Origin of the sequence: Telluria aromaticivorans (genome assembly GCF_013003915.1) — a bacterium.
Lineage (GTDB): Bacteria > Pseudomonadota > Gammaproteobacteria > Burkholderiales > Burkholderiaceae_D > Telluria > Telluria aromaticivorans.
Genome location: NZ_JABAIV010000006.1, coordinates 267,460 through 294,130 on the forward strand (window position 1 = coordinate 267,460; position 26,671 = coordinate 294,130).

The 26,671-nt window shown below is 66.2% G+C and carries 19 protein-coding genes; 11 read left to right on the forward strand and 8 right to left on the reverse strand.

The genetic code is table 11. From position 1 onward, the window contains the following. The first annotated feature begins 145 nt into the window (after positions 1 to 145). Positions 146 to 1,504 (forward strand): S41 family peptidase, encoded by a 1,359-nt coding sequence (locus tag HGB41_RS17530; RefSeq protein ID WP_171086765.1) that lies wholly within the window; start codon positions 146 to 148, stop codon positions 1,502 to 1,504. Between the two features lie 46 nt (positions 1,505 to 1,550). Here HGB41_RS17530 and HGB41_RS17535 read toward each other — a convergent pair whose 3' ends face one another. Continuing rightward, complete coding sequence (locus HGB41_RS17535; RefSeq protein WP_171086767.1) at positions 1,551 to 2,063, reverse strand: hypothetical protein; 513 nt, start codon at positions 2,061 to 2,063, stop codon at positions 1,551 to 1,553. A 108-nt stretch (positions 2,064 to 2,171) separates the two neighbouring features. Next, entirely contained in the window at positions 2,172 to 2,402 is a 231-nt protein-coding gene (locus HGB41_RS17540; RefSeq protein WP_171086769.1) for a hypothetical protein, read from the reverse strand. Positions 2,403 to 2,630: 228 nt separating this feature from the next. Here HGB41_RS17540 and HGB41_RS17545 point away from each other — a divergent pair, with 228 nt between their 5' ends. The 3 genes from HGB41_RS17545 to HGB41_RS17555 all read left to right on the forward strand — a co-directional run bounded on the left by HGB41_RS17545 (position 2,631) and on the right by HGB41_RS17555 (position 7,658). Beyond that, entirely contained in the window at positions 2,631 to 3,014 is a 384-nt protein-coding gene (locus HGB41_RS17545) for a hypothetical protein (protein ID WP_171086771.1), read from the forward strand. Positions 3,015 to 3,140: 126 nt separating this feature from the next. Continuing rightward, positions 3,141 to 5,801, forward strand: a complete 2,661-nt coding sequence (locus tag HGB41_RS17550; RefSeq protein WP_171086773.1) for a bifunctional diguanylate cyclase/phosphodiesterase — start codon at positions 3,141 to 3,143, stop codon at positions 5,799 to 5,801. 234 nt (positions 5,802 to 6,035) lie between these two features. After that, positions 6,036 to 7,658, forward strand: a complete 1,623-nt coding sequence (locus HGB41_RS17555) for a methyl-accepting chemotaxis protein (RefSeq protein WP_171086775.1) — start codon at positions 6,036 to 6,038, stop codon at positions 7,656 to 7,658. A gap of 163 nt (positions 7,659 to 7,821) precedes the next feature. Here HGB41_RS17555 and queC read toward each other — a convergent pair whose 3' ends face one another. Further along, positions 7,822 to 8,529, reverse strand: coding sequence for a 7-cyano-7-deazaguanine synthase QueC (gene queC / locus HGB41_RS17560; protein ID WP_171086777.1), 708 nt, complete (start codon positions 8,527 to 8,529; stop codon positions 7,822 to 7,824). 165 nt (positions 8,530 to 8,694) lie between these two features. Between queC and HGB41_RS17565 the strand changes: the two genes are divergently transcribed. After that, entirely contained in the window at positions 8,695 to 10,548 is a 1,854-nt protein-coding gene (locus tag HGB41_RS17565) for an autotransporter assembly complex protein TamA (RefSeq protein WP_229423094.1), read from the forward strand. After that, entirely contained in the window at positions 10,548 to 14,993 is a 4,446-nt protein-coding gene (locus HGB41_RS17570) for a translocation/assembly module TamB domain-containing protein (protein WP_171086779.1), read from the forward strand. The genes HGB41_RS17565 and HGB41_RS17570 overlap by 1 nt, the downstream gene beginning before the upstream one ends. Here the strand turns inward: HGB41_RS17570 and HGB41_RS17575 are convergent. From HGB41_RS17575 to HGB41_RS17585, 3 genes are read right to left on the reverse strand one after another with little or no spacing between them, the layout of a single operon-like run. After that, complete coding sequence (locus HGB41_RS17575; protein WP_171086781.1) at positions 14,990 to 16,222, reverse strand: cyanophycinase; 1,233 nt, start codon at positions 16,220 to 16,222, stop codon at positions 14,990 to 14,992. The genes HGB41_RS17570 and HGB41_RS17575 overlap by 4 nt on opposite strands. 56 nt (positions 16,223 to 16,278) lie before the next feature. After that, positions 16,279 to 19,029 (reverse strand): TonB-dependent receptor, encoded by a 2,751-nt coding sequence (locus HGB41_RS17580; protein WP_171086783.1) that lies wholly within the window; start codon positions 19,027 to 19,029, stop codon positions 16,279 to 16,281. A gap of 22 nt (positions 19,030 to 19,051) precedes the next feature. Further along, a complete protein-coding gene (locus tag HGB41_RS17585; RefSeq protein WP_171086785.1) occupies positions 19,052 to 20,029 on the reverse strand; it encodes a MurR/RpiR family transcriptional regulator in 978 nt (325 codons plus the stop codon). Positions 20,030 to 20,197: 168 nt separating this feature from the next. On the opposite strand from HGB41_RS17585, the gene HGB41_RS17590 reads away from it, so the two are divergent. Both HGB41_RS17590 and HGB41_RS17595 read left to right on the forward strand, forming a co-directional pair. Further along, the gene (locus HGB41_RS17590; RefSeq protein WP_171086787.1) at positions 20,198 to 21,316 is read left to right on the forward strand and encodes a succinylglutamate desuccinylase/aspartoacylase family protein; all 1,119 of its coding nucleotides are present in this window, start codon (positions 20,198 to 20,200) and stop codon (positions 21,314 to 21,316) included. Then, a complete protein-coding gene (locus HGB41_RS17595) occupies positions 21,316 to 22,701 on the forward strand; it encodes a YfcC family protein (RefSeq protein WP_171086789.1) in 1,386 nt (461 codons plus the stop codon). The genes HGB41_RS17590 and HGB41_RS17595 overlap by 1 nt, the downstream gene beginning before the upstream one ends. A gap of 227 nt (positions 22,702 to 22,928) precedes the next feature. On the opposite strand, the gene HGB41_RS17600 is transcribed toward HGB41_RS17595, so the two are convergent. Continuing rightward, positions 22,929 to 23,129 carry a hypothetical protein gene (locus HGB41_RS17600; protein WP_171086791.1) on the reverse strand — a complete coding sequence of 67 codons (201 nt, stop codon included), beginning with the start codon at positions 23,127 to 23,129 and terminating at the stop codon, positions 22,929 to 22,931. Between the two features lie 131 nt (positions 23,130 to 23,260). Between HGB41_RS17600 and HGB41_RS17605 the strand changes: the two genes are divergently transcribed. Continuing rightward, on the forward strand, positions 23,261 to 23,779 hold the full coding sequence (locus HGB41_RS17605) for a CcdC protein domain-containing protein (RefSeq protein WP_171086793.1): 519 nt from the start codon (positions 23,261 to 23,263) through the stop codon (positions 23,777 to 23,779). Positions 23,780 to 23,795: 16 nt separating this feature from the next. On the opposite strand, the gene nhaR is transcribed toward HGB41_RS17605, so the two are convergent. After that, positions 23,796 to 24,695 (reverse strand): transcriptional activator NhaR, encoded by a 900-nt coding sequence (gene nhaR / locus HGB41_RS17610; protein ID WP_171086795.1) that lies wholly within the window; start codon positions 24,693 to 24,695, stop codon positions 23,796 to 23,798. Positions 24,696 to 24,802: 107 nt separating this feature from the next. Between nhaR and HGB41_RS17615 the strand changes: the two genes are divergently transcribed. Together HGB41_RS17615 and HGB41_RS17620 are read left to right on the forward strand one after the other, a co-directional pair. Beyond that, a complete protein-coding gene (locus HGB41_RS17615; protein ID WP_171086797.1) occupies positions 24,803 to 25,201 on the forward strand; it encodes an HPF/RaiA family ribosome-associated protein in 399 nt (132 codons plus the stop codon). After that, positions 25,198 to 26,178, forward strand: coding sequence for a TerC family protein (locus tag HGB41_RS17620; protein WP_171086799.1), 981 nt, complete (start codon positions 25,198 to 25,200; stop codon positions 26,176 to 26,178). The genes HGB41_RS17615 and HGB41_RS17620 overlap by 4 nt, the downstream gene beginning before the upstream one ends. The last annotated feature ends 493 nt before the right edge of the window (positions 26,179 to 26,671 follow it).

Here is a 26,671-nt window from a genome sequence, read left to right on the forward strand (position 1 = left end):
CAGGGGCTGTGACGACACGGAAAACAACGGCGAGGCTCAGGCAGTCGCCGGGAGAGCCCACGGGATTGGCCTGATCTCATCCAGCGTAAATCCCGGGCCACCTATCAAACTATACAATAGTCGTTTTCACAACATGAGGTCTTGAATGCGACAGCCAGTCTGGATCCTGATCGCCGGCATGCTGGCAAGCGCCGCCATCCATGCGGCCGAGCCGGAATTCACGGTCGACCAGCTACGGCAGGACGTGCAGTTCATCCGCCAGTCGATCGGCGAGATCCATCCGGAGCCAGGTTCGTCGATCTCCCGCAGCGACCTCGACAATGCACTGGACATGGCGCACCGGCAGCTGTCGGTACCGATGAGCCGGGATGCAGCATGGCGTGTTCTCGCCAGGCTCAATGCGCAGTTTGCCGATGCACATTTCGCAGTGCTGCAGCCGCAGTGGCGCGCCCAGGCCCAGGCGCACCGGGATGCCGGTGGCCTCCTCTTCCCCTACGAGGTGCAGGCAAGCGCCGATGGCAAACTGTTCATCCGTTCCGGCCTGGGCGGAAGCGCGACTGCGCTCGCCGGGACGCCGGTTGACACCATCAACGGCATTCCAGCAGCCCGGCTCGTGCAGGAGCTCTTGCAGCAGGCACATGGTGATACGCCGCGGTTCCGGGCCGAGGTGCTGTCGCGCCGCTGGTGGTTCCATTACTGGAAAACGTATGGTGCACCTGCCCGCTATACCTTCTCGCATGGGGGCAGGCTGATGGAGGTAGCCGGAAGCGCGGCACGCCCCGAGGCGCTCGTCGGTACCAGCGAATCCGACTTCGACCGCGTCTACCAGTTCGAATTGCTGGGCAAGAACACCGCCCTGATGACGGTCAACCAGTTCATCTGGCCGGACAAGCAGAAATTCTATGCATTCACGGCAGCGGCATTCGCGCGCATGCGTGAATCCGGCACCACCACCTTGCTGATCGACGTGCGCGAAAACGCCGGCGGCGATGATGACATGTGGAAACAGGGGCTGCTGCCCTACATCGCCACCCGGCCCTATCGCCATGCCTCGGCGTATGTGAAGAAGGTCATCCCCGGCCGTGCCAGCGGCAGCGAACGCGTCGGCGACATCGTCCAGGCCGAGCTCGATAAGTGGGAGCAGCCGGCGCCGGCCAATCCACTGCGCTTCACGGGGCGTGTATATGTGCTGGTGGGAGGAATGACTTATTCATCCGCGGTGCTGTTCACTAACGTGATGCAGGATTTCGGATTCGGCCGGCTGGCAGGCTCGGGCGGCTATGCCCGCACGCGGCAAAGCGGGGGCAACCAGATCCGGATCCTGCCGAACACCGGCCTGGAACTGGTCTTGCCGCGTATCGTGTTTGACCGGCCGGCGGGTAGCAGCGCGCCGCTGCTTGTACAGCCGGACATTGCGTTTCCCGATGATCCGTTCAACCGGCGCGCCCTGATCGACGCGCTATTGCAGCGCGAAAGCAAGGACAGCGCCTTGATGGGAAGGTGATCGACGAGGGCTGGCCAGGACAATCGCTGCCTGGCCGCCGCTCGCTTCAGGCGCGCGGCGCCTTGAAATCGGCCTCGATCCAGGCAATCGCCGACGATTGCGTCAGCTTGAAGCTGGCCGGCACCCGCACCTTCGCCACCTGCTCGCTCATCTCGTCGGTGGCCGCCAGCATCCCGTACGGATCGTCGTCGTCCGGCACGATATCCAGGGTCACCTTCAGGTTGCCGCTCTTCTCGGTCCACACGTGCAGGTTCTTGTGCAGGATTGCGTGCAGGTGCTGTTCGTGGCGGCGGATGACCTCCGACGCGGTCTTGACCAGCGTATTGAAGGCATTGGTGTCGAGCGGCTTCGGGTTCTTCTTGTCGCGGCCCATGGTCCAGGGCCCGACCAGGGCCGGTTCCGGCTCGCCGTCCTTGATCATTGCCACTGCCCAACCCTCGTCGTCTTCGTTCTTGATGACGCGGGCGGTCCAGCCGTTGCCCTGCCACAGGCGCGGTTCCTGCACCAGTTCGGGTTCGCCCTCGTGGTCTTCGTGATCGTGCTCGATATTCTCGTTCATGTCGTGTTTCCTCGTGCTTCCTGTAACGTCAAGCCGAGATCATAGAGGAAACGGGGCGCAGGACGAAGCCCGTTTGGCAGGCCCGCCTTATATATCGATGCTGCGGCTTCAGGCAATGCGCGGAAAGCGCCAGTCGGGGCGCCGTGGCGGCCGCACCGGCGGGCGATCCGGGGTTGGCTTCGGGTCGACGGCGGGCGACGGCGCCTCGCGTTTGAACGGATTGATGATGATCGGCGGTATGGCGGGTGGCGCCGATGGCGGGCCTTTGGGACCGCCGTTGGCCAGTGTGCAGTGCAGGACGGCCACGTGGTCCCCGATCTTCCGGATGACAGCTTGCATAGGATCCCCCTGTTACGGAGCAGGCTGTCAGTATAGGTAACGGACCCATGAATGCAATGCCAAACCGGCCACGTTGTTTGACGCCCGGAACGCAGCTTTATCGCCCATGCGCGCCTTCCGGTGCGTCAAAATAACAGCCTGTCGCAATCCGGTGGCCCGTGCGCTTGCGTGTGCTTACAGTACACACATTGCTTGAAGAATCCCAACACACCACCGACGAGGACCGCCATGAAAAAATATGTTCCCTACCTGCTTCTTTTCCTGTTTGCCCTGCTGCTGTGGGACATGGCGACCGCTGACTTCATGTCGGTCAACTTCGACGGCGACGAAATCGACGGGCCGCTGGGCGCCTTCCTCGGGCTGGTGTTCGCCGGCGGCGGCGCCATCATCGGTGGCCTGGTGATGCTGGTCGTCGGCGCGGTGCTGGCCGTGGTGTTTGCCGGCCTCGGCGTGATCCTGCTGGGCGCACTGTGCGTGGCCGCCGTGGCCGTGGCGCTGGCGATCTCGCCGCTGCTGCTGCCCTTGCTGGTTCCGATTGCCATCATCTGGTTCCTGGCCAGCCGCCAGCGCAAGTCGAGGGTCAAGGACGGCGCCGCGCCGGTAACTGCCTGAGCCTGCTGCACTTCCCCGAAACGGCCGGCCCAGCCCGGCCGTTTTGCATGGTGCGGCATTTGCGCTACGTTCCCCGGTGTCGCATGTAGAATCGACCCCGTAGTCATTTTGAAAACGACACGGCGCATGCCCCTGACCAAGCCCGAACCTGCTCATCCGATCCGTCCCTACCCGCTTGCCCGACTCGTGGTCGTCACGGCCGGGCTGATTGCTGCGCTCGGCTTGGTGACCGCCTCGATGCTGTATGCGAGTTACGAAGACACTTTGCGCAACCAGAAGGTGACGCTGCGCAACATGGCGATCGCTTTCGCCGCCCAGACCGCGGGCGTGGCCCAGGCCATCGACAGCACGGCGCGGCGCACGGCCACCCTCTACCGCGCGCGCGGCGCAGGGGTGCTGGTGCCGGGCTTCGTGGAAGAGCATGCCGGATTGGCCCATCCCTACCTGCTGCGCCTGGTCGTCTTCGATGCCACCGGCCGCGTGGCGGCCAGCGTCGCGCCCGCCGAAGGCGGCGCCGACCTGCCCCCGCCCACGCTGCCGCCCGCGCGCGCCGAAGGGCCGCAAATCAGCATCAGCAACGTCGACCGTGCCACCGGACACGGCATCCTCAATTTCAGCCGCAGCGTGCGCGATGCCGCCGGCCAGTATGCGGGTACGGTGGCAGCCCAGGTCGACTCGGCCCGCTTTGAGAGCCTGTACCGCTTGATCGAGCTCGGCGAGGGTGGCTCGGTCACCCTGCTGCACCGCGACGGCACCATGCTGATCCGTGGGCCGGGCTACCCCGCCGGAATCGGCCGTTCGTTCAACGATACGCCGCTATTCAGCGAGCAGCTGCCGCGGACCAGCCGCGGCGCCTTCGAGTCCACCAGCCCGATCAACGGCAACGTCGGCCTGTATGGCTACGACAGCGTCGAAGGCTTTCCCCTGGTGATCATTACCGGCATGAAGCGCAACGTGGCCCTGGAAGCCTGGTACGGGCGGCTGTGGACGGCGCTGGCCTTCTACCTGTCCCTGTCGGGCGTGCTGGTGTTGCTGGCGTGGCGGGTCGCGCGCGATGCACGGCGCCAGTTCCGCCTGATCGAGCTGGTCTCGGCCAGCGAGGCGCGCCTGGTCAAGCGCTTCGATTACCTCGACTCGATCGTAAATGCGGTCGGTGCGCCGATCTGGGTACTCGACAGCGAGCGCCGCATCGTCCTTGCCAACGAAGCCTTTGCGCGCCTGGTCGGCCGGCCGCGCGACGTCCTGCCCGGACAGGACGAGCACGCGGTCTTCGATGGCAGCGACGAGGACCGCGAGCGGCGCTACCAGGCGGTGCTCGACCAGGGCGCCAGCCTGGACGCCGCCGGCACCATGCGCGACGGCAGCGGCGAAACCCGCACCGTGATCCAGCTGACCACCCGCCTGACCGCAGAAGACGGCAGGGCCCACCTGGTCAACGTGCTCAGCGACATCACCGAGCGCGAACGCGCCGAAGCGCGCCTGGCCTGGCTGGCCGAGTTCGACCCCGTCACCGGGCTGCCGAACCAGGCCCAGTTCGGGCGCCAGCTGGCGGCCCGTATTGCGCAAGCGGGCGAAGGCGCCGAAGGTGGCACCCTGGCAGTGGTGGCCCTGGTGCTGGAACGCCTGCGCGAGATCGTCGACCTGCTCGGCCACGACGCCGGCGACCGCGCGTTGCAGCGCATCGGCGAATTGCTGCGCACCGCGTTTGGCGAGCGGGCCCTGGTGGCGCGCATCCGCGGCGCAGAATTCGCCTTCCTGCTCGATGCGGCCGGCGGCCGGCAGGCGGTCGAGCAGTTCGCCACCGACGTGCATGCCCTGCTGTCGCGCCCGATCTCGGTCGACGGGCGCGATTTCTTCCTCAATCCGGTGCTGGGCGTGGCCCTGTCTCCCCAGGACGGGCGCCAGGCGGACGAACTGTACCGCAACGCCCAGGGCGCGAGCAGCCATGCCGGCAGTGGCGAAGAAGCCATCCATTTCTTCTCGGCCGGCATGCATACCGAGCTCGGCCACCGGCTCACGGTCGAGGCGCACCTGCGCCGCGCCCTCGAGCGTGGCGAGCTGCGCCTGGTCTACCAGCCCAAGGTGACGATCGACGAGCAGGCGGTGGTCGGTTTCGAAGCGCTGCTGCGCTGGACCAATCCCGAACTCGGCCCGGTATCGCCGGTGCAGTTCATCCCGGTTGCCGAACGTACCGGCCTGATCATTCCGATCGGCGCCTGGGTGCTGGAGGAAGCCTGCCGCCAGATCGGCGAATGGTCGGCCGTGCTGGGGCGGCCGGTGAAGGTGGCGGTGAACTTGTCGCCGCGCCAGTTCTATCAAAAATCCCTGCTCGACACGATCCGGCGCTGCCTGGCCCAGTACAATCTGCCCGACGGCAGCCTCGAACTCGAGATCACCGAGACCGCGCTGATGAGCCGCGAAAAGGAAGTCGACGTCCTGATGCACGACATCCGCGCGCTCGGCGTGGACCTGGCGATCGACGACTTCGGCACCGGCTATTCGAGCCTGGCCTACCTGAAGCGTTTCCCGGTCTCGCGCCTGAAGGTCGACCGCGCCTTCGTGCGCGACCTCGACCGCGACGAGGACAGCGCCGCGATTGCCCTGTCGATCATCAACCTGGCGCGCGGGCTCAAGCTGAAGGTAGTGGCCGAAGGCGTCGAAACGCAAGCCCAGCTCGACGTGCTGCGCGGCATGGCCTGCGACGAATACCAGGGCTTCCTGTTCAGCCGGCCGCTCGAGAGCGACGACGTGCTGCCGCTGCTCGAGCGTGGCCAGCTTCCTGGTTGAGGAAGAGGGCCTGGTTTTCTTGTCAACTTGCATGTTGTTTTTATACTAAACCGTTGTTTTTAAAGCGTTTTTTCTTGCATCGGTGACAAACTTCCATCACATTTCACTAAAAATTGCAACACGGAAAATCCACCATAGGTAAAGTGGATTTATCTTACTTGGGTAAGATAATCCGCGTTGGTTGGGCAGCCAGCGCCGTCGCCGGTTCCGGTATCGATTTTTATGGTGTAGATCATGTACTTCAATAATTTGCGAATTGGTACGCGCCTCGGCTGCGCGTTCGCTGCACTCCTGGTGCTGATGGCCGTCATGCTGGGCGCCGCCCTGGCGCAGTTGAGCCGCATTGCGGACGGCAAAACGGTCATGGCAGCCACTAACCACAAGGCCAACCTGGCCCAGAACTGGCTCGACGGCATTGCCACCAACAGCGTGCGCACCCTGGCCAAGGTCAAGAGCACGGATCCGGAAGACGACAAGTACTACACCGATGAGATGAAGGCCGTCAGCGCCGGCGTCACCAAGGTGCAGAAAGAGCTGGAAGCGCTGGTGGAAAGCGACAAGGGCAAGCAGCTCCTGCAAAACGTCGCCGCGCGCCGCAAGCAGTACGTGGCCATCCGCGACGAAGCATTCAAGCGCAAGACCGCACTGGGCCCGGGTGATGTCGAGCTGAAAGCCTATGTGGCCAGCGCACTGATGCCGGCCATGAAGGAATACGTGAGCTCGGTCGAGACCGTCGTGGCTTTCCAGGAGCACCTGTTCGACGACGCCAGCACACGGATCGACACCCTGTACTCGGATGCCAAAAACCTCTTGATTGCCCTCGGCATCGGTGCAATCGTTTGCGGCAGCATCTTTGGCCTGCTCCTGACCCGCAGCATTACCGGTCCGCTGGCGCGTGCGGTCGGGCTCGCCCGCCAGGTTGCTTCGGGTGACTTGACTGCCGACATCGAAGTGACGTCGCGCGATGAGGTCGGCGACCTGCTGGCCGCCCTGAAGACCATGAACGACAGCCTGCGCAAGACCGTGACCGAAGTGCGTAGCGGCACCGACGCCATCGTCACCGCGTCCCAGCAGATTGCGACGGGCAACCTCGACCTGTCGTCGCGCACCGAGCAGCAGGCCAGCGCGCTGGAAGAAACCGCCTCGTCGATGGAAGAACTGACCAGCACCGTGCGCCAGAACGCCGACAGCGCGCGCCAGGCCAGCACGCTGGCCCAGGCCGCGTCAGGCATCGCGCAGCGCGGCGGCGCCGTGGTCTCGCAGGTGGTGTCGACCATGGCGTCGATCAATGCTTCGTCAAAACAGATCGGCGACATCATCGGCGTCATCGACAGCATCGCCTTCCAGACCAATATCCTGGCCTTGAATGCGGCTGTGGAAGCGGCCCGCGCTGGCGAGCAGGGCCGTGGCTTCGCCGTTGTGGCATCCGAAGTGCGCAATCTGGCCCAGCGCTCGGCCGGCGCAGCGAAGGAAATCCGCACCCTGATTAGTGACTCGGTGTCAAAAGTCGATGCCGGTGGACGCCTGGTTAATGAGGCCGGGTCAACAATGCAAGAGATCGTTGAGGGCATCACCCGGGTCACCGCCATCGTGTCCGAGATCGCCTCGGCTAGCGCCGAGCAGACCCTGGGCATCGAAGGCGTGAATGCTGCCGTCAGCCAGATGGATGACGTCACCCAGCAGAATGCCGCGCTGGTGGAAGAAGCGGCAGCGGCGGCGCAGTCGCTGGAAGACCAGGCGACTGCCCTGGCGCGGCTAGTGAGCACGTTTGTGGTCCACAAGGCGGATGCCGGGCAATCTCAACGCGCCGGCGTGAGCGTCAACCACTCTTCCGACACGCTGCTGCTTGCCGCCTGAGGGCACATCAGCACAGCTGCACCTCATAGCGTGGGCAGGTTTTCCTGCCCACGCTATGATCGTTAACGTAAAAAAGACCGCACCGCGTCCGTACAAGCGCTGGTTGAACGCGTGGGCGGGGAACCCGCCCACGCTACGGGGCGCCGGCTGAACACGCTTTGCCTCAGGCTTTCCCAGCCACGTACTGCTCATACCCCCGCGCCCGCAACGCACACGCCGGGCAAGTGCCGCAGCCATGGCCCCATGGGTGCGCCGCACCGCGCTCGCCCAGGTAGCAGGTGTGGGTGTCGAAGCGGATCAGGTCCACCAGCGCCTCTCCCCCGCAGTCGTGGGCCAGCTCCCAGGTCTGGGCCTTGTCGATCCACATCAGCGGCGTCTCGACCTTCAGCCGCGTGTTCATGCCCAGGTTGAGCGCGACCTGCAGCGCCTTCATGGTGTCGTCGCGGCAGTCCGGGTAGCCCGAGAAATCGGTCTCGCACATGCCGCCCACCAGCACCGTCAAGCCGCGGCGATAGGCCACCGTGGCCGCCACCGTCATGAACAGCAGGTTCCTGCCCGGCACGAAGGTGTTCGGCAGCCCGTTTTCCTGCATCGCGATGGCCACGTTGCTGGTCAGCGCGGTATCCGAGATCTTCGCGATCAGGGACAGGTCGATCATGTGGTCTTCGCCCAGGCGCGCATCCCAGCCCGGATCGAGCGCGCGCATTTTGGACAGCACCGTCGGCCGCACCTCCAGCTCGATCGCATGGCGCTGGCCGTAGTCGAAGCCGATGGTCTCCACGCGCGCATAGCGCTGCAGCGCCCAGGCGAGGCAGGTGGCGGAGTCCTGGCCTCCGCTGAAGAGGACGAGGGCGGTGTCTTGGGATTGCATGGTGGTGGTCCGGAAAAATGATGGGCGACAAGCCGAGGGAAGCGCGGATTCTGGCATAAAACGGGGCATCCCGTGAAGCTGCAAACCTCACACGGATGAGTTAAGCGTCCGTCATCATTTTTGCCAATCCGCTAAGATTGCCATGAACCTTACCATCGGAGCCCCATGTTTGCTGCAAGATCGATCCCCCGCCACCGCCTGCGCCCCCTGCCCCGCCTGTTAATGGGCCTTGGCGCCTTGCTGGTAGCGACCTCACTTCACGCCCAGGGCATCGATTACCAGGTCCGCATCGACGCCCCGCGCCAGATTGAGAACATGCTGGAAGAAAACCTCGACCTGATGCGCTGGCGCGGCAACCCGAAGGTCGACATGGAGCAGTTGCAGCGCCTCGTTAAAGAAGCGCCCGAGCAGGCCAAGACCCTGATCGCCACCGAAGGCTATTATTCGCCCAAGATCTCGGCCGGCCTCGAGACGACCGGCACCCGTCCGGTCGCGCGTGTCATCGTCGACCTGGGCGAGCCGGTCGTGGTCGGCGAGGTCGACCTGGTGCTGCAGGGCTTCGCACCACTCGAGCAAGGTGGCGCGCCGTTTGACGCGGCCGCCCTGCGCAGCCGCTGGACCTTGCCGGTCGGTGCGCGTTTTCGCATGGCCGACTGGGAAGGCGCAAAGAAGGGCCTGCTGCGCGAAGTGGCGCAGACGCGCTTCCCGCGCGCCCAACTGGTCGAGACCAGCGCCACCGTCGATCCGGAAGCGCGGCGCGCCCTGCTGCACGTCGTCATCGACAGCGGCCCGGAGATGCGCTTCGGCGAGCTGCGCATCCGCGGCCTGAAGCGCTATCCGCGCGAAGTCATCACCAACCTGAACAAGATCAACCCTGGCGACATGTATAGCGAGGCCGCGCTGCAGGCCTTGCAATCGCGCCTGCAGGACACCGGCTATTTCGCCAGCGTCGAAGTGAGCGCCGACATGCGCGCCGTGCTCAACGAAGAACTGCGCGAACTGCGCGAAGGCGATGGCGACCCCGATGGCGACGCCACCACCCCGAAGCCGCCGACCGGCCCCACCATACTGCCGGTGCTGGTGCGCGTGACCGAAAACCTGCGCAAGAACGTCGAAGTCGGCGTCGGCTTCTCGACCGACACCGGCGGGCGCCTGCAAGCCAGCTACGACGACCTGAACGTGCTGGGCAAGCGCATGAAGAGCGACCTGATCTACGAGCAGAAGCGCCAGACCGCGCGCGTCGATTTTTATTGGCCGACCACACCGGATGGCTATAACGACAGCGTCGGCGCCGGCGTCGAACGCAACGACGTGCGCGGCGAGATCACCACGCTGGCCACGGTCGCCGCGCGCCGCGCCTGGGGCTCGCCGCTGCTCGAACGCAGCCTGACACTCGAGGCCCTGGTCGAACAGCGCGAAGTGCCGCCGAACCCGTCGACCACCACGCGCAGCCTGCCGCTCACCTACAGCATGACCCGGCGCAAGCTCGACAGCCTGATCCAGCCGACCAACGGCTATGTGTTCCAGGGCCAGCTCGGCGGCGCCCTGCTGCCGATCCTGACCGACGAAAAATTCCTGCGCCTCTACCTGCGCGGCCTGATGTACAAGCCGCTGGGCCCGAGCGACACGCTGATCTTGCGCGGCGAATTCGGCGCGGTGGCGGCCAAGGACAAGATCGGCGTGCCGAGCACCTTCCTGTTCCGCGCCGGCGGCGACCAGTCGGTGCGCGGCTACGGCTACCGCGAACTGGGCGTGCGCGAAAACGGCGCGATCGTCGGCGGCAAGTACCTGGCCACGGCCAGCGCCGAATACCAGTACTGGTTCCGTCCACCATGGGGCGTGGCGGTCTTCTACGACGTCGGCAATGCGGCCGACAAGGTTGGCGACCTGCAGCCGAAATCGGGCTTCGGCGTCGGCGCGCGCTGGCGCAGCCCGGTCGGCCCGATCAATGTCGACGTCGCCTATGGCCACGCCGTTAAAAAAGCGCGCCTGCACTTCTCCCTGGGATTCACCTTCTGATGGACACCAACGACACCACCCCAGCCGCCGCGGGTTCTCCTGCGCCGGCTCCGCACAAACAGCGCCGCTGGCCGCGCCGCGTCGCCATCGGCGTCGTCGTTACCGGCGCCATCGTCGGCGGCACGCTCTGGTACCTGGGGCGCGAAACCACGCTGCAGATGATCGCGCAGAAGGTCGCCGCGTCCACCGGCGGCAAGCTGACCATGACCGGCGTCTCCGGCTCGCTGTACGGCGCCATGTATATCGACCGCCTCACCTGGCGCACCGACGAGCAGCTGATCGTCGCCAACAAGATCAACCTGGAATGGTCGCCCCGCCAGATCGTCTCGCGCGGCATCCTGGTCGACAAGCTGCATGCAGCCAACCTGCGCGTCGAAACGCTCAAGGAAAGCACCGAGCCAAGCACCATGCCGGTCAAGCTGGCCGCGCCCTTCCCCATCTCGATCGACGACGCGCGCCTGAACCGGGCTAGTTTTGTCGCCAATGGCGCCGAAACCCATATCGACAATATTCGCCTGCGCCTGGAGGGAAACAAGACCCGCTGGCAGGTTCGCGACGCTGCAGCCGTCACGCCTTGGGGCGACGTGACTGCTGCCGGCACCATCGCCGCCCAGCGCCCCTTCAAGCTCGACGCCACGGCCAGCCTGAGCCAGTCACAGGCCAAGGCCGGCGCACGCGCGGCCCAGCTGAAAGTGAAGGTCGGCGGCGACCTGGAAACCACCCTGATCGACGCCCTAGGTGCGGCCGGGCGCGCCGTCGGCGAAGCCCACATGGTGCTGTCGCCGTTTGCCCCGATCCCGCTGCGCTCGATGCGCATCAGCGGCCGCAACGTCGATCCGGGCTTCTTCAATCCCTCCCTGCCGACGGCCGACCTGACCTTCGCCATCAACGGCCAGCTCGATGCCAAGCGCAATATCAGCGGCAATGTGAACATCGTCAACGAGGGACCGGAAGGCACGATCGACCAGCAACGCCTGCCGCTGCGCGCCATGCGCGGGCAATTGGGCGGCAACCTGGACGCGCTGCAGGTATCCGATGTGCTGATGGACTTCGGCGGCGCCGGGCGCTTTACCGGCACGGGCGGCGTGGAACGTGGCCCTGACGCCAAGGGTGTCGGCGTCGCACGCTTCACCCTGCACACCGACCGCTTCGACCTGAAGCAGATTCACTCCAGCATGAAGCCGACCGCCATCCGCGGCGACATCCAGGTGACGAATGCCGGCAAGACGCAAACGCTGCAGGCGACATTGGTCGACAAGGGCTTGCGCCTGGCGGCACTGGCGACGCTGGAAGACAACGTCGTCACGCTGCGCGAAGGCCGGCTATCCGCCGGCAGCAGCAACGTCGAGGCGACAGGCAGCATGAACCTGCTGAAGGACAAGGCATTCAAGGCCAGCGCCAGCGCCAGCCGCTTCAACCCGGCCGCCTTCGGCGACTACCCGCAAGCCGACATCAACGCCAGCGTCAACGTGGCCGGCGCACTCGCACCAAGCTGGCGCGTCGATGCCGACTTTGCCGTACGCCGCAGCCGCCTGTTCGACCAGCCGCTGTCGGGCGAGGGCAAGCTGCGCGCCGATGCGAAACGCATCAGCGGCATCGATGCCGACCTGGCCCTGGGCCAGAACACGGTCGCCCTGAACGGCGCCTTTGGCGGCAGCGGCGACCGCCTGCAGTGGCGCGTGGACGGCCGCCAGCTGGCGGCGGTGCGCAGCGACCTGTATGGCGCGGTGGTCGCCAACGGCGTCGCCACCGGCACCATGCAAGACCCGCGCACGACTTTCGAAGTCAATGCGAATGGCCTCGGCTGGGTGGCAGCGCAGCGCAAGGACGCCAGCGGCACCTTGACCGCCAAAGGCGAAGCCTGGCTCGCCGGGCCTGAAGGCGCGCGCACGGTGGAAGCCAAACTGGCCGGTACTGCGCAGCGCTTCAACCCGGCCGCTTTCGGCTCGCCGCTGGCGGGCAGTATCAATGCCCATTTCAGCGGCAGTGGCCGCGGCGGCGCCGACTGGCGCGCGGCGTTTGATATGCGCGTGCAGGATTCGACCCTGTCGAAATCCCCGCTCTGGGGCCACGCAAAATTCACGGCCGACCGCCGCCGCGTCTCGAATGCCGACGTCGACCTGCACGTCGGCGCCAACGTGGTCGCCGCCAAGGGCAGCTTCGGCGCGGGCAGCGACCAGCTGGCCTGGCGCATCGATGCGCCGCAACTGGCGGCGCTCGGCCCCGACTACGGCGGCGTGCTGCGCGGCCAGGGCACCTTGTCCGGCACGATGGACACGCCCTCGCTCACCGCCGCCCTGGAGGGCCAGAACCTGCGCCTGCTCGGCACCCACAGCATCCGCGCGCTGCGCGCCAACGCCAACCTCGGCGCCGGCCGTGGCGCTCGGGACGCGCTGGCCAGCGACATCCAGATCACCGACTACGTGAACGGCGAGACCCGTATCGCCTCGGCCAGCCTGAAAACCGAAGGAACGCGCGGTGCCCACACGCTGCGCGCCGCGGCCGTGGGCGAATCCTTTGACGCCAACACCGAAGTACGTGGCGGCTGGACGGGCGACACCTGGAGCGGCACCCTGGCCGCCCTGCAGAACCGCGGCCGCTACGCCATGGCGCTGCAGGCGCCGGTCCCGCTCCGCATCAGCGGCGCGCCGGGCAGCGGCGTGATGGGCCTGGCCAAGCCGGAGCGGATTGCCTTCAACGGCGCCGTGATCAAGCTGGCCTCGGGCAGCATCACGGTCGATTCGCTGGTCAAGAACGGCCCGCGCTGGAATAGCAAAGGCCATGCCGACAACGTGCCGCTGACCTACCTGGCGCAGTTCTCGCCCGCGATCCGCGAGAACGCGCGCGGCGACCTGACCCTGGGCGCGCAATGGGCGCTCGATTTGCGCACCGCTACCGCCACCGGCGGCGCCCCGGCGCTGGACGGCATGGTCCACGTCTTCCGCGAAAAAGGCGACGTGATCGCCGGCGGCGACAGCCCGGTGCCGCTTGGCCTGCGCCAGCTCGACGCCCGCGCCGACGTCCAAGGGGGCGCACTGCGCGTGCGCGTCAACCTGGACGGCACCCGCACCGGCACCGCCACGCTCGACGGCAGCGCCCAGCTGCTGCAGGGCCGCCTGGACCGCGACAGCCCGATGCGCATGACGGCCAATGCCAACATGGCCTCGATTGCCTGGCTGGCGTCGTTTGCCGGCCAGCCGGGGCTGGAACTGGACGGCGCGCTGCGCCTGGCCCTCACGGGCGCCGGCACCATCGGCACGCCCCGCCTGAACGGCAACGTCACGGGCGACAAGCTGGCGGTGCGCTGGGCCGAACAAGGCGTGCGCCTGCAGAACGGAGAACTGCGCGCCCAGCTTGCGGGCGACGAGCTGCAACTGCAGCGCCTTACCTTCCAGGGCCGCACGGGCAGCGCCTCGCTTGAGGGCTTCCTGCGCTTCTCGAGCGGGCTGTCGGCTGCCAACCTGAAAGTCACGGCGGACAAGCTCGAGGTGCTGTCACGTCCTGACCGCACCGTGGTCGTCAGCGGCAATGCCGCGCTGGTGCGCGACGCGAACCAGTTCACGCTGGACGGCAACGTCCGCGCCGACCGCGCACTGATCGAATTCGCCCCGCAGGGCCGCCCGACGATGTCGGACGACGTGATCGTGCTCGGAAAAGGCGGCGCCAAGCCGGTACCGTCGAACAAGGAACCGGAGATGCCACTGGCGATCAACCTGCGCGCCGACCTGGGCGACGAGTTCCGCCTGCGCGGCCTGGGTATCGACGCCACCCTCGCCGGCAACGTGCGCGTGCGCAAGATCGGCGCCGCCGCACCACGCGTGAACGGCACCATTCGCGCCGTCGAAGGCAATTACGCGGCCTACGGCCAGAAACTTGAGATCGAGCGCGCCGTGATGACCTTCAGCGGCGCCTACGACAACCCCGCGCTCGACATCCTCGCGGTGCGCAAGCGTCCCGAAGGCGAGCAGCTGTCGCAGACCAATGTGGAAGCCGGCGTGCAGGTGCGCGGCACCGCGCAATCGCCGGACGCGCGCCTGGTGTCGACGCCGAACGTGCCGGACAGCGAAAAGCTGTCCTGGCTGGTGCTCGGCCAAGGCATGGAAGGCACGAGCGGCAACGAGAAGGACGTGCTGGCGGCCGCTGCCGGCGCCCTGCTGGGCGGCAAGGGCGGCACCGGTGGCTTCACGCAGAAACTGGCGAGCTCGCTCGGTGTGGATGAACTGGGGCTGAAACAGGCCAACGGTACTGGGCCGGGCCTGGAGAGCACCGTGGTGACGGTGGGCAAGCGCATCTCGTCGCGTGCCTACCTGAGCTTCGAACAGGGCGCCACCACGGCGTCGAGCCTGGTGCGCCTGCGCTACAAACTGACCCCGAAGATCTCGCTGCAATTCCAGACCGGCACCAATACCGCCCTGGACGTGCTGTATTCCTGGGCCTTCGATTAGCCTGGCCCGGCCTTGCCGGCCGGCTGGCGCTGGTAAAGCGGCTGGCGCAGCAGGATCGGATGCACGTCCAGGCGCATCCGGTAGACCGACATCCCCTGCCCTGCGGTCGATAGCCAGGCCTCGGTCTCCGGCAGGCGCCGAAATTCGAATTCGAAGCCCTTGCCCGGATCGGCCCCGGCAGGCCCGCCGAAGGCAATGCCGGTCGCCCCGGCCTGGTCGCTGTCGGCCAGCTTTTCCAGCAGGTCGACCACCATCGTATTGGCCAGGATATCCGGATAAAACAACGCACCCCGGTGCGCCGGGCGGGCCGGGTCGAGCTTTTCCTTGTCCGGCCCCGGCACCAGGCGCATGCTGGAAAAATCGATCCGGTCGCCGCTGTCGAGATAGCTGATCTTCGCATTGCTCAGGCTGAAAGCCGCGCCGGCCGGACCGCCGGCGGCCCCGGACAATTCGAGCAGCAAGGCCCCCTTGTAGCCGATGACCTGGGCGTCGCGCCCCGGTCCCAGCACCACGGCACTGTTCTCGTCCACACCCAGGCCGAGCCGGTAGCCTTTGGCGAGCATCGCCGGCAGCATGCGGGCAAAGCGCCCGCGCACCAGCAGGTGCTGGTCGATGAACAGCTCCGGCCCCGCGAAACCGAGGCCGGGCGCGATGTCCTTGCCGTCGACCACGCCCTGCTTGAGCAGGGCCAGCACGGGCGGGGCATCGTAGAACATGGTGCTGCTCATGATGGCCGCGCCGGCGCTGGTGCCGGCGATTACGCCGCCGCGGCGGTACATCGACCACAAGGCTTCCAGCAGCTGCGAGCGGCTGCCGTCGGGGCGCACCAGCGCCGCGGTGATGCGGCCCTGGTCGCCGCCGGTAAAGAATGCTCCCCCGGCCGCGGCGACGCGCCGGGCCAGCGCCGGATCCTCGGCAGCCTGGCGCGGGGCCGCGCCCAGTCCCGCGCCGACCGGCACCACGAAGGGCCGCGCGCCATGGCGCTCCAGCTGCGCCGCCGTGCTGCGCGCGGCCCGTTCCGGGTTGCCCGACGCGGTCGGCAGCACGGCGATTGCCGCGCCCTTGCCGCCGGCCAGCTGCACGATGCGTTCCCATACCTCGGCATTGTCGCCGCGCAGGGCGCCGCCGATCACCACCAGCGAGCCGGCCGGCGCCGGCGCGCGGTCCTGGGCCGCGGCGCCCACCTGTATCGCCAGCAGCAGCGCCGCCATGCACGCGCGCTTGAACATGTCCTGCTCCTCGAAAAAAAACGGCTGCCCGGGATGCCGGACAGCCGCAAGACGGCTTAACGGAAAGCGTAGTTCAGGCTGACGAAACCGTTGCGCCCGCGCGGGTCGGTGTAGGTCGGGTCATAGCCGGCCAGGAAGTAATAGGCCTGGTTCGAGAACGGCGGCGCCTTGTCGAACAGGTTCAGCACCCCGGCACGCAGCTTGAGCTGCTTGGTGATGTTCCAGCTGCCGGTCATGTCCCACAGGGAGTACGAGGACACTTTGCGCGACGGCAGCAGCGCATCGCTGACCGGATCGTAGGTGGTGTTCTGGTCGGTATAGCCCGAGGAGAACTGGTTGGACAGCGTCAGGCCGACCTCGCCCATGCTCCAGTCCACGCTGGCGCGATGGCGCCAGCGCTGGATCACCTGGTCGTTCAGGAACACGCCGAGGTTGCTGCGGTAGCCTTCCTGCGGACCGAACTGGCGATCGTACTTGAGGATATAAGTGCCGCTCAGGTTCGCGGCAAGGCGGCCATAGGCGCCGGCTGCGCCGCGCCATTCGCCCGACAAATCGATGCCCGAGGTTTTCAGGCGCCCCTGGTTTTCCTTCTGCAGCAGGATGTTGGAGATGAAGCCGTCGCTGTCGCGCTGGATGTACTTGCCGTTGTAGGCGGCCGGGTTGTCGACGATGATCTGCTCGCCCAGGGTGCTGATGACATCTTTCTTGCTGATGTTCCAGTAGTCGAGTGCCAGGCTGGCACCGCGGCCTACTTCCAGCACGGCGCCCAGCGAGAGCTGGCGCGACTTCTCGGGCTTGAGGTCAGGATTCGAGCGGCGCTCGACGGCCCACTGGTCGGTGCACAGGTCGATGCTGCCTTCCTGCGCGACACATTGCGGGTCGGTCAGGAAGCTCGAGGCGGTGCCATAGGTGGTCGGGCGCTTCAGGTCGGACAGCGAAGGCGCGCGGAAACCGGTACCGGCCGACGCGCGCACCATCAGGGGCTTGAGCGGCTGCCAGCGCATGCCCAGTTTCGGATTGGTGGTCGAACCGACTTCGCTGTAGCGGTCGTGTCGCAGCGCGAACTGCATTTCCAGTTCCTTGGTGAACGGGGCGTTCAGCTCGGCGAACACCGAGCGCACCTTGCGGCTGTCGTCGGTGGCCTTCAGGTCGGTGGTCGAGCCAACCGCGACACCGCTGTCGCGGTCGCCGGCGATGTTGTTCGACAGGAGCAGCGCTGAGGGGCGGAACTGCTGGTCCTCGTGGCGGATTTCGCCGCCCACAGCCACCGCCAGGTCGCCTCCGCCCAGGGCCATCAAAGCGCGCGAGGCCTTGGCGTCGAACGAGGTGGACACGCCCTTGGCCTTGCGCGCCTCGTCGTTGACCTTGATGCTGTCGATCAGGTCGCGCCCCGCCTGCGCCGAGGGCCCGAAGGGATTGACGGTCCCGGCGCGCACCGCGGCATCGAACTTGTCGAACAGGACGTAGCCGTCGATGTACTTGTCGACCGCGCGGTTCTCGGCGCGCGCCAGGCCCACGTCGTAGTCCCAGCCGGCGGCGATGCCGGTGGCGCCCAACACGATGCGCTGCGCGCTGCTGGTCACTTCATTGGTGCGGTTGCCGGCCTCGGTCATGCGGTAGCGGATGCCGCCCACGGTGGCAGGCAGGCCGGGACCGGTTAAAGCCGCGCGGTAGCGTTCCGGCAGCACCGCCACCGGCAGGTTGCGGATCCGGATCGGGTTGGGCGAGAGCACATAGCTGCTTTCGGCCTCGGACTGCACCAGCTCCGCGAACAGCTGGTGGTCGTCGGCCAGCTGGAAGGTGGCGCGGCCGACGAAGCCGATCTTGCGCGATTCCGGGTAAATCTCGGTGTCCTGCATGTAGTCGTAGCTGCAGCCGAGCGCCCCACCTGGGCCGCGCGGCACGAAGACGCTGGCCGGCGGGCTGCAGCCCGGCGCGCTCGGGTTGACGCGGTTCGCGCTGGCGCCCGCGGCCAGCACGCCGGCGCGGATCAGGGCCGCGCGCTGCGCGCTCGAGATATCGATGTTGGCCGGATAGGTGTTGCTCGACATGAGCGCCGGCAGCGTGCCCGCCAGCGGGCGTTCGGCGATGAAGTCGCGCTGGCTCGAACGCAGCGCCCCCAGCTTCTGGGCGTCGAGCACGCCGAACACGTTGAAGCGGTCGCGTTCGAGGTCGCCGATGCCGCCGCTGATGCTGGCGGTCTTCTTTTCCGCCCCGCCCTCGTGGGTAGCGGCGGCCGAGACGCTCAGGTCGACGCCGGTATAGTCCTTGCGGGTGATGAAGTTGATCACGCCGCCGATCGCATCGGTGCCGTAGATCGCCGAGGCGCCGTCCTTGAGCACCTCGACGCGCTGGATCGCGCCGGCCGGGATGTTGTTCAGGTCCACGCCTGCGTTGTCGCCGGGCGAAGCGAAGTTGGCCAGCCGGCGGCCATTGAGCAGGATCAGGGTCGAGGACACACCGATGCCGCGCAGGTTGGCCCCGTTGAAGCCGCGCTGGCCCGAGGTGCCGTCGGTGATGCTGGCGCCATCCGACAGCGGCGCCGTGTTGGCGCTGATGTTGCGCAGCAGCTCGGCCGCAGTGGTCACGCCGCTCTTCTCGATGTCTTCACGCTTGATGAGCTGTACCGGCAGCGCGGTCTCGTTGTCGATGCGCTTGATCGACGAGCCGGTGATCTCGACGCGCTGGATCTTCGGCGGCGTCTCCTGCGCCTGTGCCATGGCCTGGTGCGGCGCCAGGTTCAGTGCGGCGATCACGGCCAGCGCCATCACCTTCGGCTGCGGCAACCTGCTTGCTTGCTCATTCATGCGTGTGCTCCCTTTATGTTAACTACTTCTTTTTGTCGGCGCGGCGCTTGCGGGCGCCCTCTTTGCTAATGCTGCTGCTGGAAACGGGATCGGGTCCGCACAGGTAGGCGGAGATGGCCTCGGTAAGGCGCGCCGCCTTGGCCACGTTGGATTTGTTCGACACCATCAGGGCCACCACCAGCGCTTCGATGACCGCCAGCGTGGCGCTCGAACTGCTGGGCAGGACCGGATGGACGCTGTGGGCATACAGGACGTGGTGCCCGAGCCCGGCCAATGGCGAGGCCGGCGAATCGGTGACCGCCACCACGGTCGCGCCGCGGTCGCGCGCGAACTGGGCCAGGCGCACCACGTCCAGCGCATAGCGCGGCAGCGAGATCACGACCAGCACGTCCTTGCCGGTGATGTTGGCAAGGTGGCCAGCCGCCACTTCCGTGCCGCCGCTGCCGGCCACCTCGACCACGTGCGGGCAGAAAGGCTGCAGGTGCATGGCCAAAATGCCGGCCAGGTGCGAGGACAGGCCAAAGCCCAGCACGCAGACCGTGCGCGCGCCGGTCAGCGCCGCCACCACCTTGTCCATCGCCCCGCCGTCGAGCGACTGGCGGCTGGCCGCCACCGCGGCCTCGGCATAGTTCAGGCTTTCGAGTGCGGGCGAGGCGCTGCGCGCCCGGCGCGCGATGTTGTTGCGCAGCTTGTCGACCGGCTGCAGCACTGCCTGCAGGGTCTCGGCTACCGCGCCGCGCATGGCCGCATAGTTCTTGAATCCGAGGTCGCGCGCAAAACGGCTGATGGTGGCGGTCGATACCTGGCAGGCCTCGGCCAGTTCCTCGATGCCCAGCGCGGTGGCGCGCATCTGGTTGCGCAGCAGGTAGTCGGCGATGCTGCGGTTCGACGCCGATCCGTTGGCCAGCACCTGCAGCAAGCGCTGCCCCAGCGCCGACTCGGCAAAACCGATGTCAGGCGAGGCGTTGCGCTTCACGGTGGCGGTGTCGTGTGGATTCATGAGATCGGCCTTCGCAAAATGTAATTAAATTTACATTCTACGTTGACATGCAAATGTCCTAATTTTTCTCAACTGTAATCACATCAAGAAATAAACTCAACAATATTTTGAAAATTTTCTTTCATTGATGTAGGGTGTGTAAAAAATCAAACATCAGGAGCGCAACACATGCATACACACTTCCACCCCCTCGGGACCGAGGACTGCCCCGCCGCTTACCAGCTGCAGTCGTTGCACTACGGCGGCGCAGGCGGCGGCAAGAAGGTCTACATCCAGGCCTCGCTGCACGCCGACGAAGTGCCGGCCATGCTGGTGGCGCACGTGCTGCGGCGCGAGCTCGCGCGGCTCGAGCACGAAGGGCGCATCGGCGGCGAGGTGGTGCTGGTGCCGGCTGCAAACCCGATCGGCCTGGCACAGGCGATCCAGGGCACGCCCTTCGGGCGTTTTGACATGGGCACCGGCGCCAACTTCAACCGCGCTTTCGCACATCTGGCCGACGTCCTCAAGCCGGCGCTGGAAGGCAAGCTCGGTCCCGATGCGGATGCGAACGTGAAGCTGGTGCGCGACCATGCGCGCCAGGCCTTGTCGGGACTGGCCACCCACACTGCCACGGAAGAACTCAAGAAAGTGCTGCTGTCGCTGGCGATCGACGCCGACATCGTGCTCGACCTGCACTGCGATAACGAGGCGGTGATGCACATGTACACCGGCACGCCGCTAGCCGCGCGCATGCTGCCGCTCGCCGCGCTGCTGGGCGCACAGGCGCTGCTGACGGCCCGCGACTCGGGCGGCGCACCCTTCGACGAAGCCTGCAGCCGCCTGTGGTGGGAACTGGCCGCGCACTTCAGCGAAAATACACCGCTGCCGCCGGCCTGCGCGGCCGCCACCATCGAACTGCGCGGCGAGATGGACGTCAGCTATGCGCTGGCCGAGGCCGATGCGCACGCAATCCTGCAGTTCCTCGCCCACGAGGGCGTGCTCGACATCCCGCTGGAGCCCCTGCCCGCCCCGGATTGCGCTCCCACCCCGCTCGAAGGCGTCGAACCGCTGCATGCGCCGCATTCAGGCGTGCTGGTGTTCCATCGCGCCCTGGGCAGCCGGGTGGCGGCCGGCGAACCGGTGGCCGACCTGATCAACCCGGTCAGCGGCAAGACGACCACCCTGCGCGCGGTCGCCGCCGGCATCCTGTTCGCCTCGACCGCCCACCGCCATCTGCTGCGGGGCATGCATGTCTGTAAAATTGCCGGCGCCGCCGCTTTCCGTACCGGAGAACTCCTGAGCCAATAATGAAGAACTTCAGACTGCCCAACACCTTCGTGCTGCTGTTCGCGATCCTGGCGCTGATCGCGCTGGCGACCTGGTTCATCCCGGGCGGGAAATACGAGACCCATCTCGTGGCCGGCAAGACCCTGGTCGATCCCGCCTCCTTCCACTATGTCCAAAGTGCCCCGCAGGGCCTGGTGGCGCTGCTCAAGTCGCCGATCCGGGGCTTTGTCGAGGCGGCCCAGATCATCGGCTTCGTGCTGATCGTCGGGGGCGCCTTCGCGGTGCTGCAAAAGACCGAGGCCATCGACAGCATGATCCTGGCGATCGTGCGCGCGCACGCCCATTCGCGCTTCGTGCGCGCGGCTCTGATCCCGCTGTTCGTCACCATGTTTTCGCTCGGCGGCGCCACCTTCGGCATGAGCGAGGAGGCGATTCCCTTCGTGCTGATCTTCGTCCCGCTGGCGCTGGCGCTGGGCTACGACTCGGTCGTCGGGGTATCGATTCCCTTCGTCGGCTCGCAGGTGGGCTTTGCCGCAGCCTTCCTCAATCCCTTCAACGTCGGCATCGCCCAGGGTATCGCCGGGGTGCCGGTGTTTTCCGGGGTCGGCTACCGGCTGGTGGTGTGGTGCGCCTGCACCGCGGTGACCGTGGCTTTCCTGATGTGGTACGCGGCGCGGGTCAAGCGCCATCCGGCGCTGAGCCCGACCTGGCAGCTCGACCAGGTGAAACGGGCCGAGCGCACCGCCGACGTGGCCACGCCGCAGTTCACGCGCCGTCACGGCGCGATCCTGGCGCTGTTCGCGCTGACCCTGGGCACCATGGTGGTGGGCGTGGTCGGCTACGGCTGGTTCATCGACGAGATCGCGGCGCTGTTCTTCGCGATGGCGATCCTGGTCGCCATCGCCGGGCGCCTCTCGCCCGACTTGTTCGTCGCCAGCTTCATCCAGGGCGCGCGCGACATGGTCTCGACCGCCCTGGTGATCGCCATCGCGCGCGCCACGGTCGTGATCGCGCGCGACGGCCAGATCATCGACACCATGCTGCACCACCTGACGCCGCTGGTGCAGTCGGAGCACGCCGCCTTCGCCGCGCAGAAGATGTTCGTGATCCAGTCGGTCATCAACTTCTTCATCCACTCGGGCAGTGGCCAGGCGGCGCTGACGATGCCGATCATGGCGCCGCTGGCGGACCTGGTCGGCGTCAGCCGCCAGACCGCGATCCTGGCCTTCCAGCTGGGCGAACTGTCGACGCCGGTGATACCGACCTCGGGCATCACGGTCGGCGTGCTGGCGCTCGCGCGCATTCCCTGGATCGTCTGGGCAAAATGGATGCTGCCGCTGCAGCTGGCCTACCTGGTGCTGGCGTTGCTGCTGCTGGTGCCGCCCACGCTGATGGGCTGGCAGTGAAGTCCGTGACCTGAAACCTCTCTAGCCGCAGGATGGCCAAGCCTTGCGCGGACAGGTCGGCTGCCAGCGAGTGGCGCGACACCCCGCCAGGCCGGGACCGGTCGCGACGGCCTGCTTGATGGCCTCGTTGCTGCCAGCTCCAGGCGAAGGTCGGGCTTGAATCCCAGTGCCCTGAACCGCTCGCCGCAGGCGAGCCGGGTGCTCGATCCGTTTTAGCGCAGGACGGCTCAGGCGAACACGCTCGGCTTGGGATCGGGCACCGGTTCCTCGTTGAAGGGCGTGTGGCCGTGGCCATGTCCCGGCGGGTGGTGCGGCTGGGGTACATCGAAGGGCTGGGGCACTGGTTCTTCGATCGGGGCCGGGTCGGGCGCGCGGTGCGCGTGGACGGGAGGTGCCGTGGGCAAACTCGTCGGCAGGGGGGCATTCATGGCGGGAACTCCTCGAAATAGCGGAGTGACAACCTTATCATGATGCCGTCCGGGCCGCGCTCCGGCGCCGCCTGCCGTGCGGCATCGCGCCGCTCCATTACAATGGCGGCCTTGACCCTCTTTCGCGCACCATGGACCTCTCGATCACCACCCTCGCCCTGCTCGTCCTGACCCCGCTGCTGGTCTGGCGCGTCTACAACCGCATCAAGGCCCGCATGGCCCGCCAGCGCTCGATCGTCTCGCGTCACTATACCGGCGTGCTGGTGTTCGGCGCCATGATCGTCGTGCCGGCCGCGCAATTGCTGGACAGCCCCTACAACCTGGGTGCGCTGGCGGTGGGCACGCTGCTGGGCATCGGCTGGAGCGCATGGGGACTCAAGCAGACCCGTTTCGAGGATACGCCACAGGGTTATTTCTTCACCCCGGCCGCGCGGCTTGGCATCCTGATGGCGATGATATTGGTGGCGCGGGTGCTGTATATCGGCGTGGAAGTCTATGCCAACCAGGGTAAGGGCATCCCTGCGCCGAAGCTGACGGACAGCCCGCTGACCATGCTGTGCGTGGGCCTCACGGCCGGCTATTTCGGCTACTACTCGGCAGGGCTGCTGCTCTGGCGCCGCCGGATGCGCCAGGAACTCGACCGCGGCTGAGCGCGCGCGCATCGCATCACACGAACAGCTCGTCGCGTGCGAGCGCGCTGATGGCCAGGGTCGCCGGATGGCGCATGCGGCGCTCGGTACTGAGCGCATAGACCTGCTCGACGACCGTGTCGACCTGTCCCACCACCACCACCCCATACTGCCGGCAGACTTGCGGCGCAATCACCGTGGGCGCGAAGAAAATCCCCGCGCCCGACTGGCCGAAGGCTTTCATCATGGCGCTGTCGTCGAACTCGCCGACCACGTTGGGATGCACGTCGATGTGCTCGAACCAGCGCAGCAGGCGCTGGTGGATGGCAAAGTCCTCGCCCGGCAACAGCAGCGGCGCGTCGTTCAGGCAGGCCGGGAATGCCTGGCCGAGCCGCTCGGCCAGCGCCGGCGTGGCGAACGCGCTCATCGCGCTCTGTCCCAGCAGGTGGCTATAGGCGCGCACGCTGAACTGCGGCGGGATCGGCCGGTCGGCGATGACCAGGTCGAGACGGTGCACCGCCAGCTCGGCCACCAGGCTGTCCAGCCTGCCCTCGCGGCAGATCAGCCTGACCGGTTCGCTCATCGTCAGGGCCGGCTGAACCAGCTTGCAAGCGATCAGCTTGGACACCGAGTCGGCGCAACCGACCCGGAACGACATCGCCGTCGTCAAGCCCTTGTCGCGCACCAGCTCGAGCAGGGCGTCGCCGGTGGTGAAAATCTCTTCGGCATAGCGGGCCACCCGGCGCCCGGTGTCGGTGATTTCCAGGTTGCGCCCGGCGCGCCGGAACAGGGTCACGCCCAGGCTGTCTGCAAATTCGGTCAACTGCCCCGAGATCGATTGCGGCGTCAAGTGCAGCTGGGCCGCGGCCTTTGCGATGCTGCCGGTCTTTGCCACCATCCAGAAATACCGCAAATGTTTGTAGTTGAGTGTCGCCACGCAAATTCCATTCATCGAGAAATTCGATGTAAATATACCTTATATTCGAATTGTACGATGCATCCGTGCTGCATATAGTGGAGCTTCACTTCAACGGGAGAACAGCTATGCGTATTGCAATCCATGCTAACGGCTTCGACATGACCGCGGCCCTGCGCCAGTACACCGAACAACGCGTGTCTACTGCGCTGGGCTGGGCGCGCCTTCACATGCGCAAGCTGGCGGTGTCCCTGTCCGACATCAACGGCCCGCGCGGCGGCGTCGACAAGCGCTGCAAGATCCAGGTCCAGCTCGACAACGGCCGCGAGGTCATCATCGACGAGTGCGAGGCCGACCTGTATGCGGCCATCGACCGCGCCGCAGAGCGCGCCGACCGCGCCGTGGTGCGCTCGGTCGAGCGCACCCGGAAGTTCACGCACGACCGGATCGCCGCGCCCGAGCAGGACCTCGACGAGACGGACAGCGCCGGTACTCCGTTCGCCGATGAGCAAGGAGAGCATCGATGACCGGACTGGAAACTATTGCAAGCGGCCCGATGTGGGCCGGATTCGTCGGTTTCGTCCTGGTGATGCTGGCCCTCGACTTGTTCGTGTTCGGCGGTAACAAGGCGCACAAGGTCAGCGTCAAGGAGGCCGGGATCTGGTCGCTGGTCTGGGTCAGCATGGCTCTGGCCTTCAACGGCGGCCTGTGGTGGTACCTGAACGGGACCGTGGGCGCCGAGATCGCCGACCAGAAAGCGCTGGAGTTCTTCTCGGGCTACCTGATCGAGAAGGCGCTGTCGGTCGATAACGTGTTCGTGTTCCTGCTGATCTTCACCGCCTTCCAGGTGCCGCAGCAATACCAGCGCCGGGTCCTGATTTACGGCGTACTGGGCGCCATCGTGATGCGGGCGGTCATGATCAGCGCAGGTGCATGGGTGGTGAGCGAATTCAGCTGGGTGCTGTATATCTTCGGTGCCTTCCTGCTCTACACCGGCATGCGCATGCTCGTCGCGGTCGACCAGGAACCGGACGTGGCCAACAATCCGGTGCTGCGTTTCGCGCGCAAGCACCTGAAGGTCAGCGAAGAAGACCATGGCGAGAAGTTCTTCGTCACCAAGGCGGGGGTGCGTTATGTGACGCCGCTGTTCCTGGTGCTGATCCTGATCGAAGTCACCGACCTGATCTTCGCGGTGGATTCGATCCCGGCGATCTTCGCGATCACGACTGATCCTTTCATCGTGTTCACCTCGAACATGTTTGCGATCCTGGGCTTGCGTGCACTGTACTTCCTGCTGGTAGACGTGGCTGACCGCTTCCACCTGCTCAAGTATGGCCTGGCCATGGTGCTGACTTTCATCGGCGCCAAGATGCTGATCATGCCGTGGTACCACGTGCCAGTGCAGGCGTCGCTGACGGTGGTGGCCGTGCTGATCGCCGGCAGCTGCATCGCCAGCCTGATCGTGACGCGTAAGGGCGGCGCCAAGCAAGCACGGTCCGAGTAATGGGCCAAGGGCTGGGTTCTGTATTGGACAGGACCCAGCCCTTGTAGCTCTATTTGCCTGCCCTGCTGTCACATCCTCAGCCTGGTCCCCGCTGCTCCGGGAAGCACCAGGCTCGCGCCCCATACGACATCCGGATTCAGCCAGGCGCGCCGCAAGAATCGCAAGCCGAGATAACGATACACGACCCAGGCCATGCCGATGCCTGCGAGGATGGTCACAAGGACGTGCACTACAACGCGACGTATTACGTCGCGTTCGTCATTGGTCCGGATATGCACAATAATTGAAGCGGTTTGTCATGAGTGGAGGGATGAGCTTGTCATGGAGGGACCTCACGCGTGGGTTTTGCCCATCTGCCACCTGTTACGATCGTCCGCTTCCGACCTATTGTGTTGAAAAACTCTCTGGCAAGAGTGAGATCGGCGGGCTTGTACAGTAAGCTTTCCGAATTTAAGTACAAACTATACCTGCTGAAGCTGAGCTAGCTCGTCTT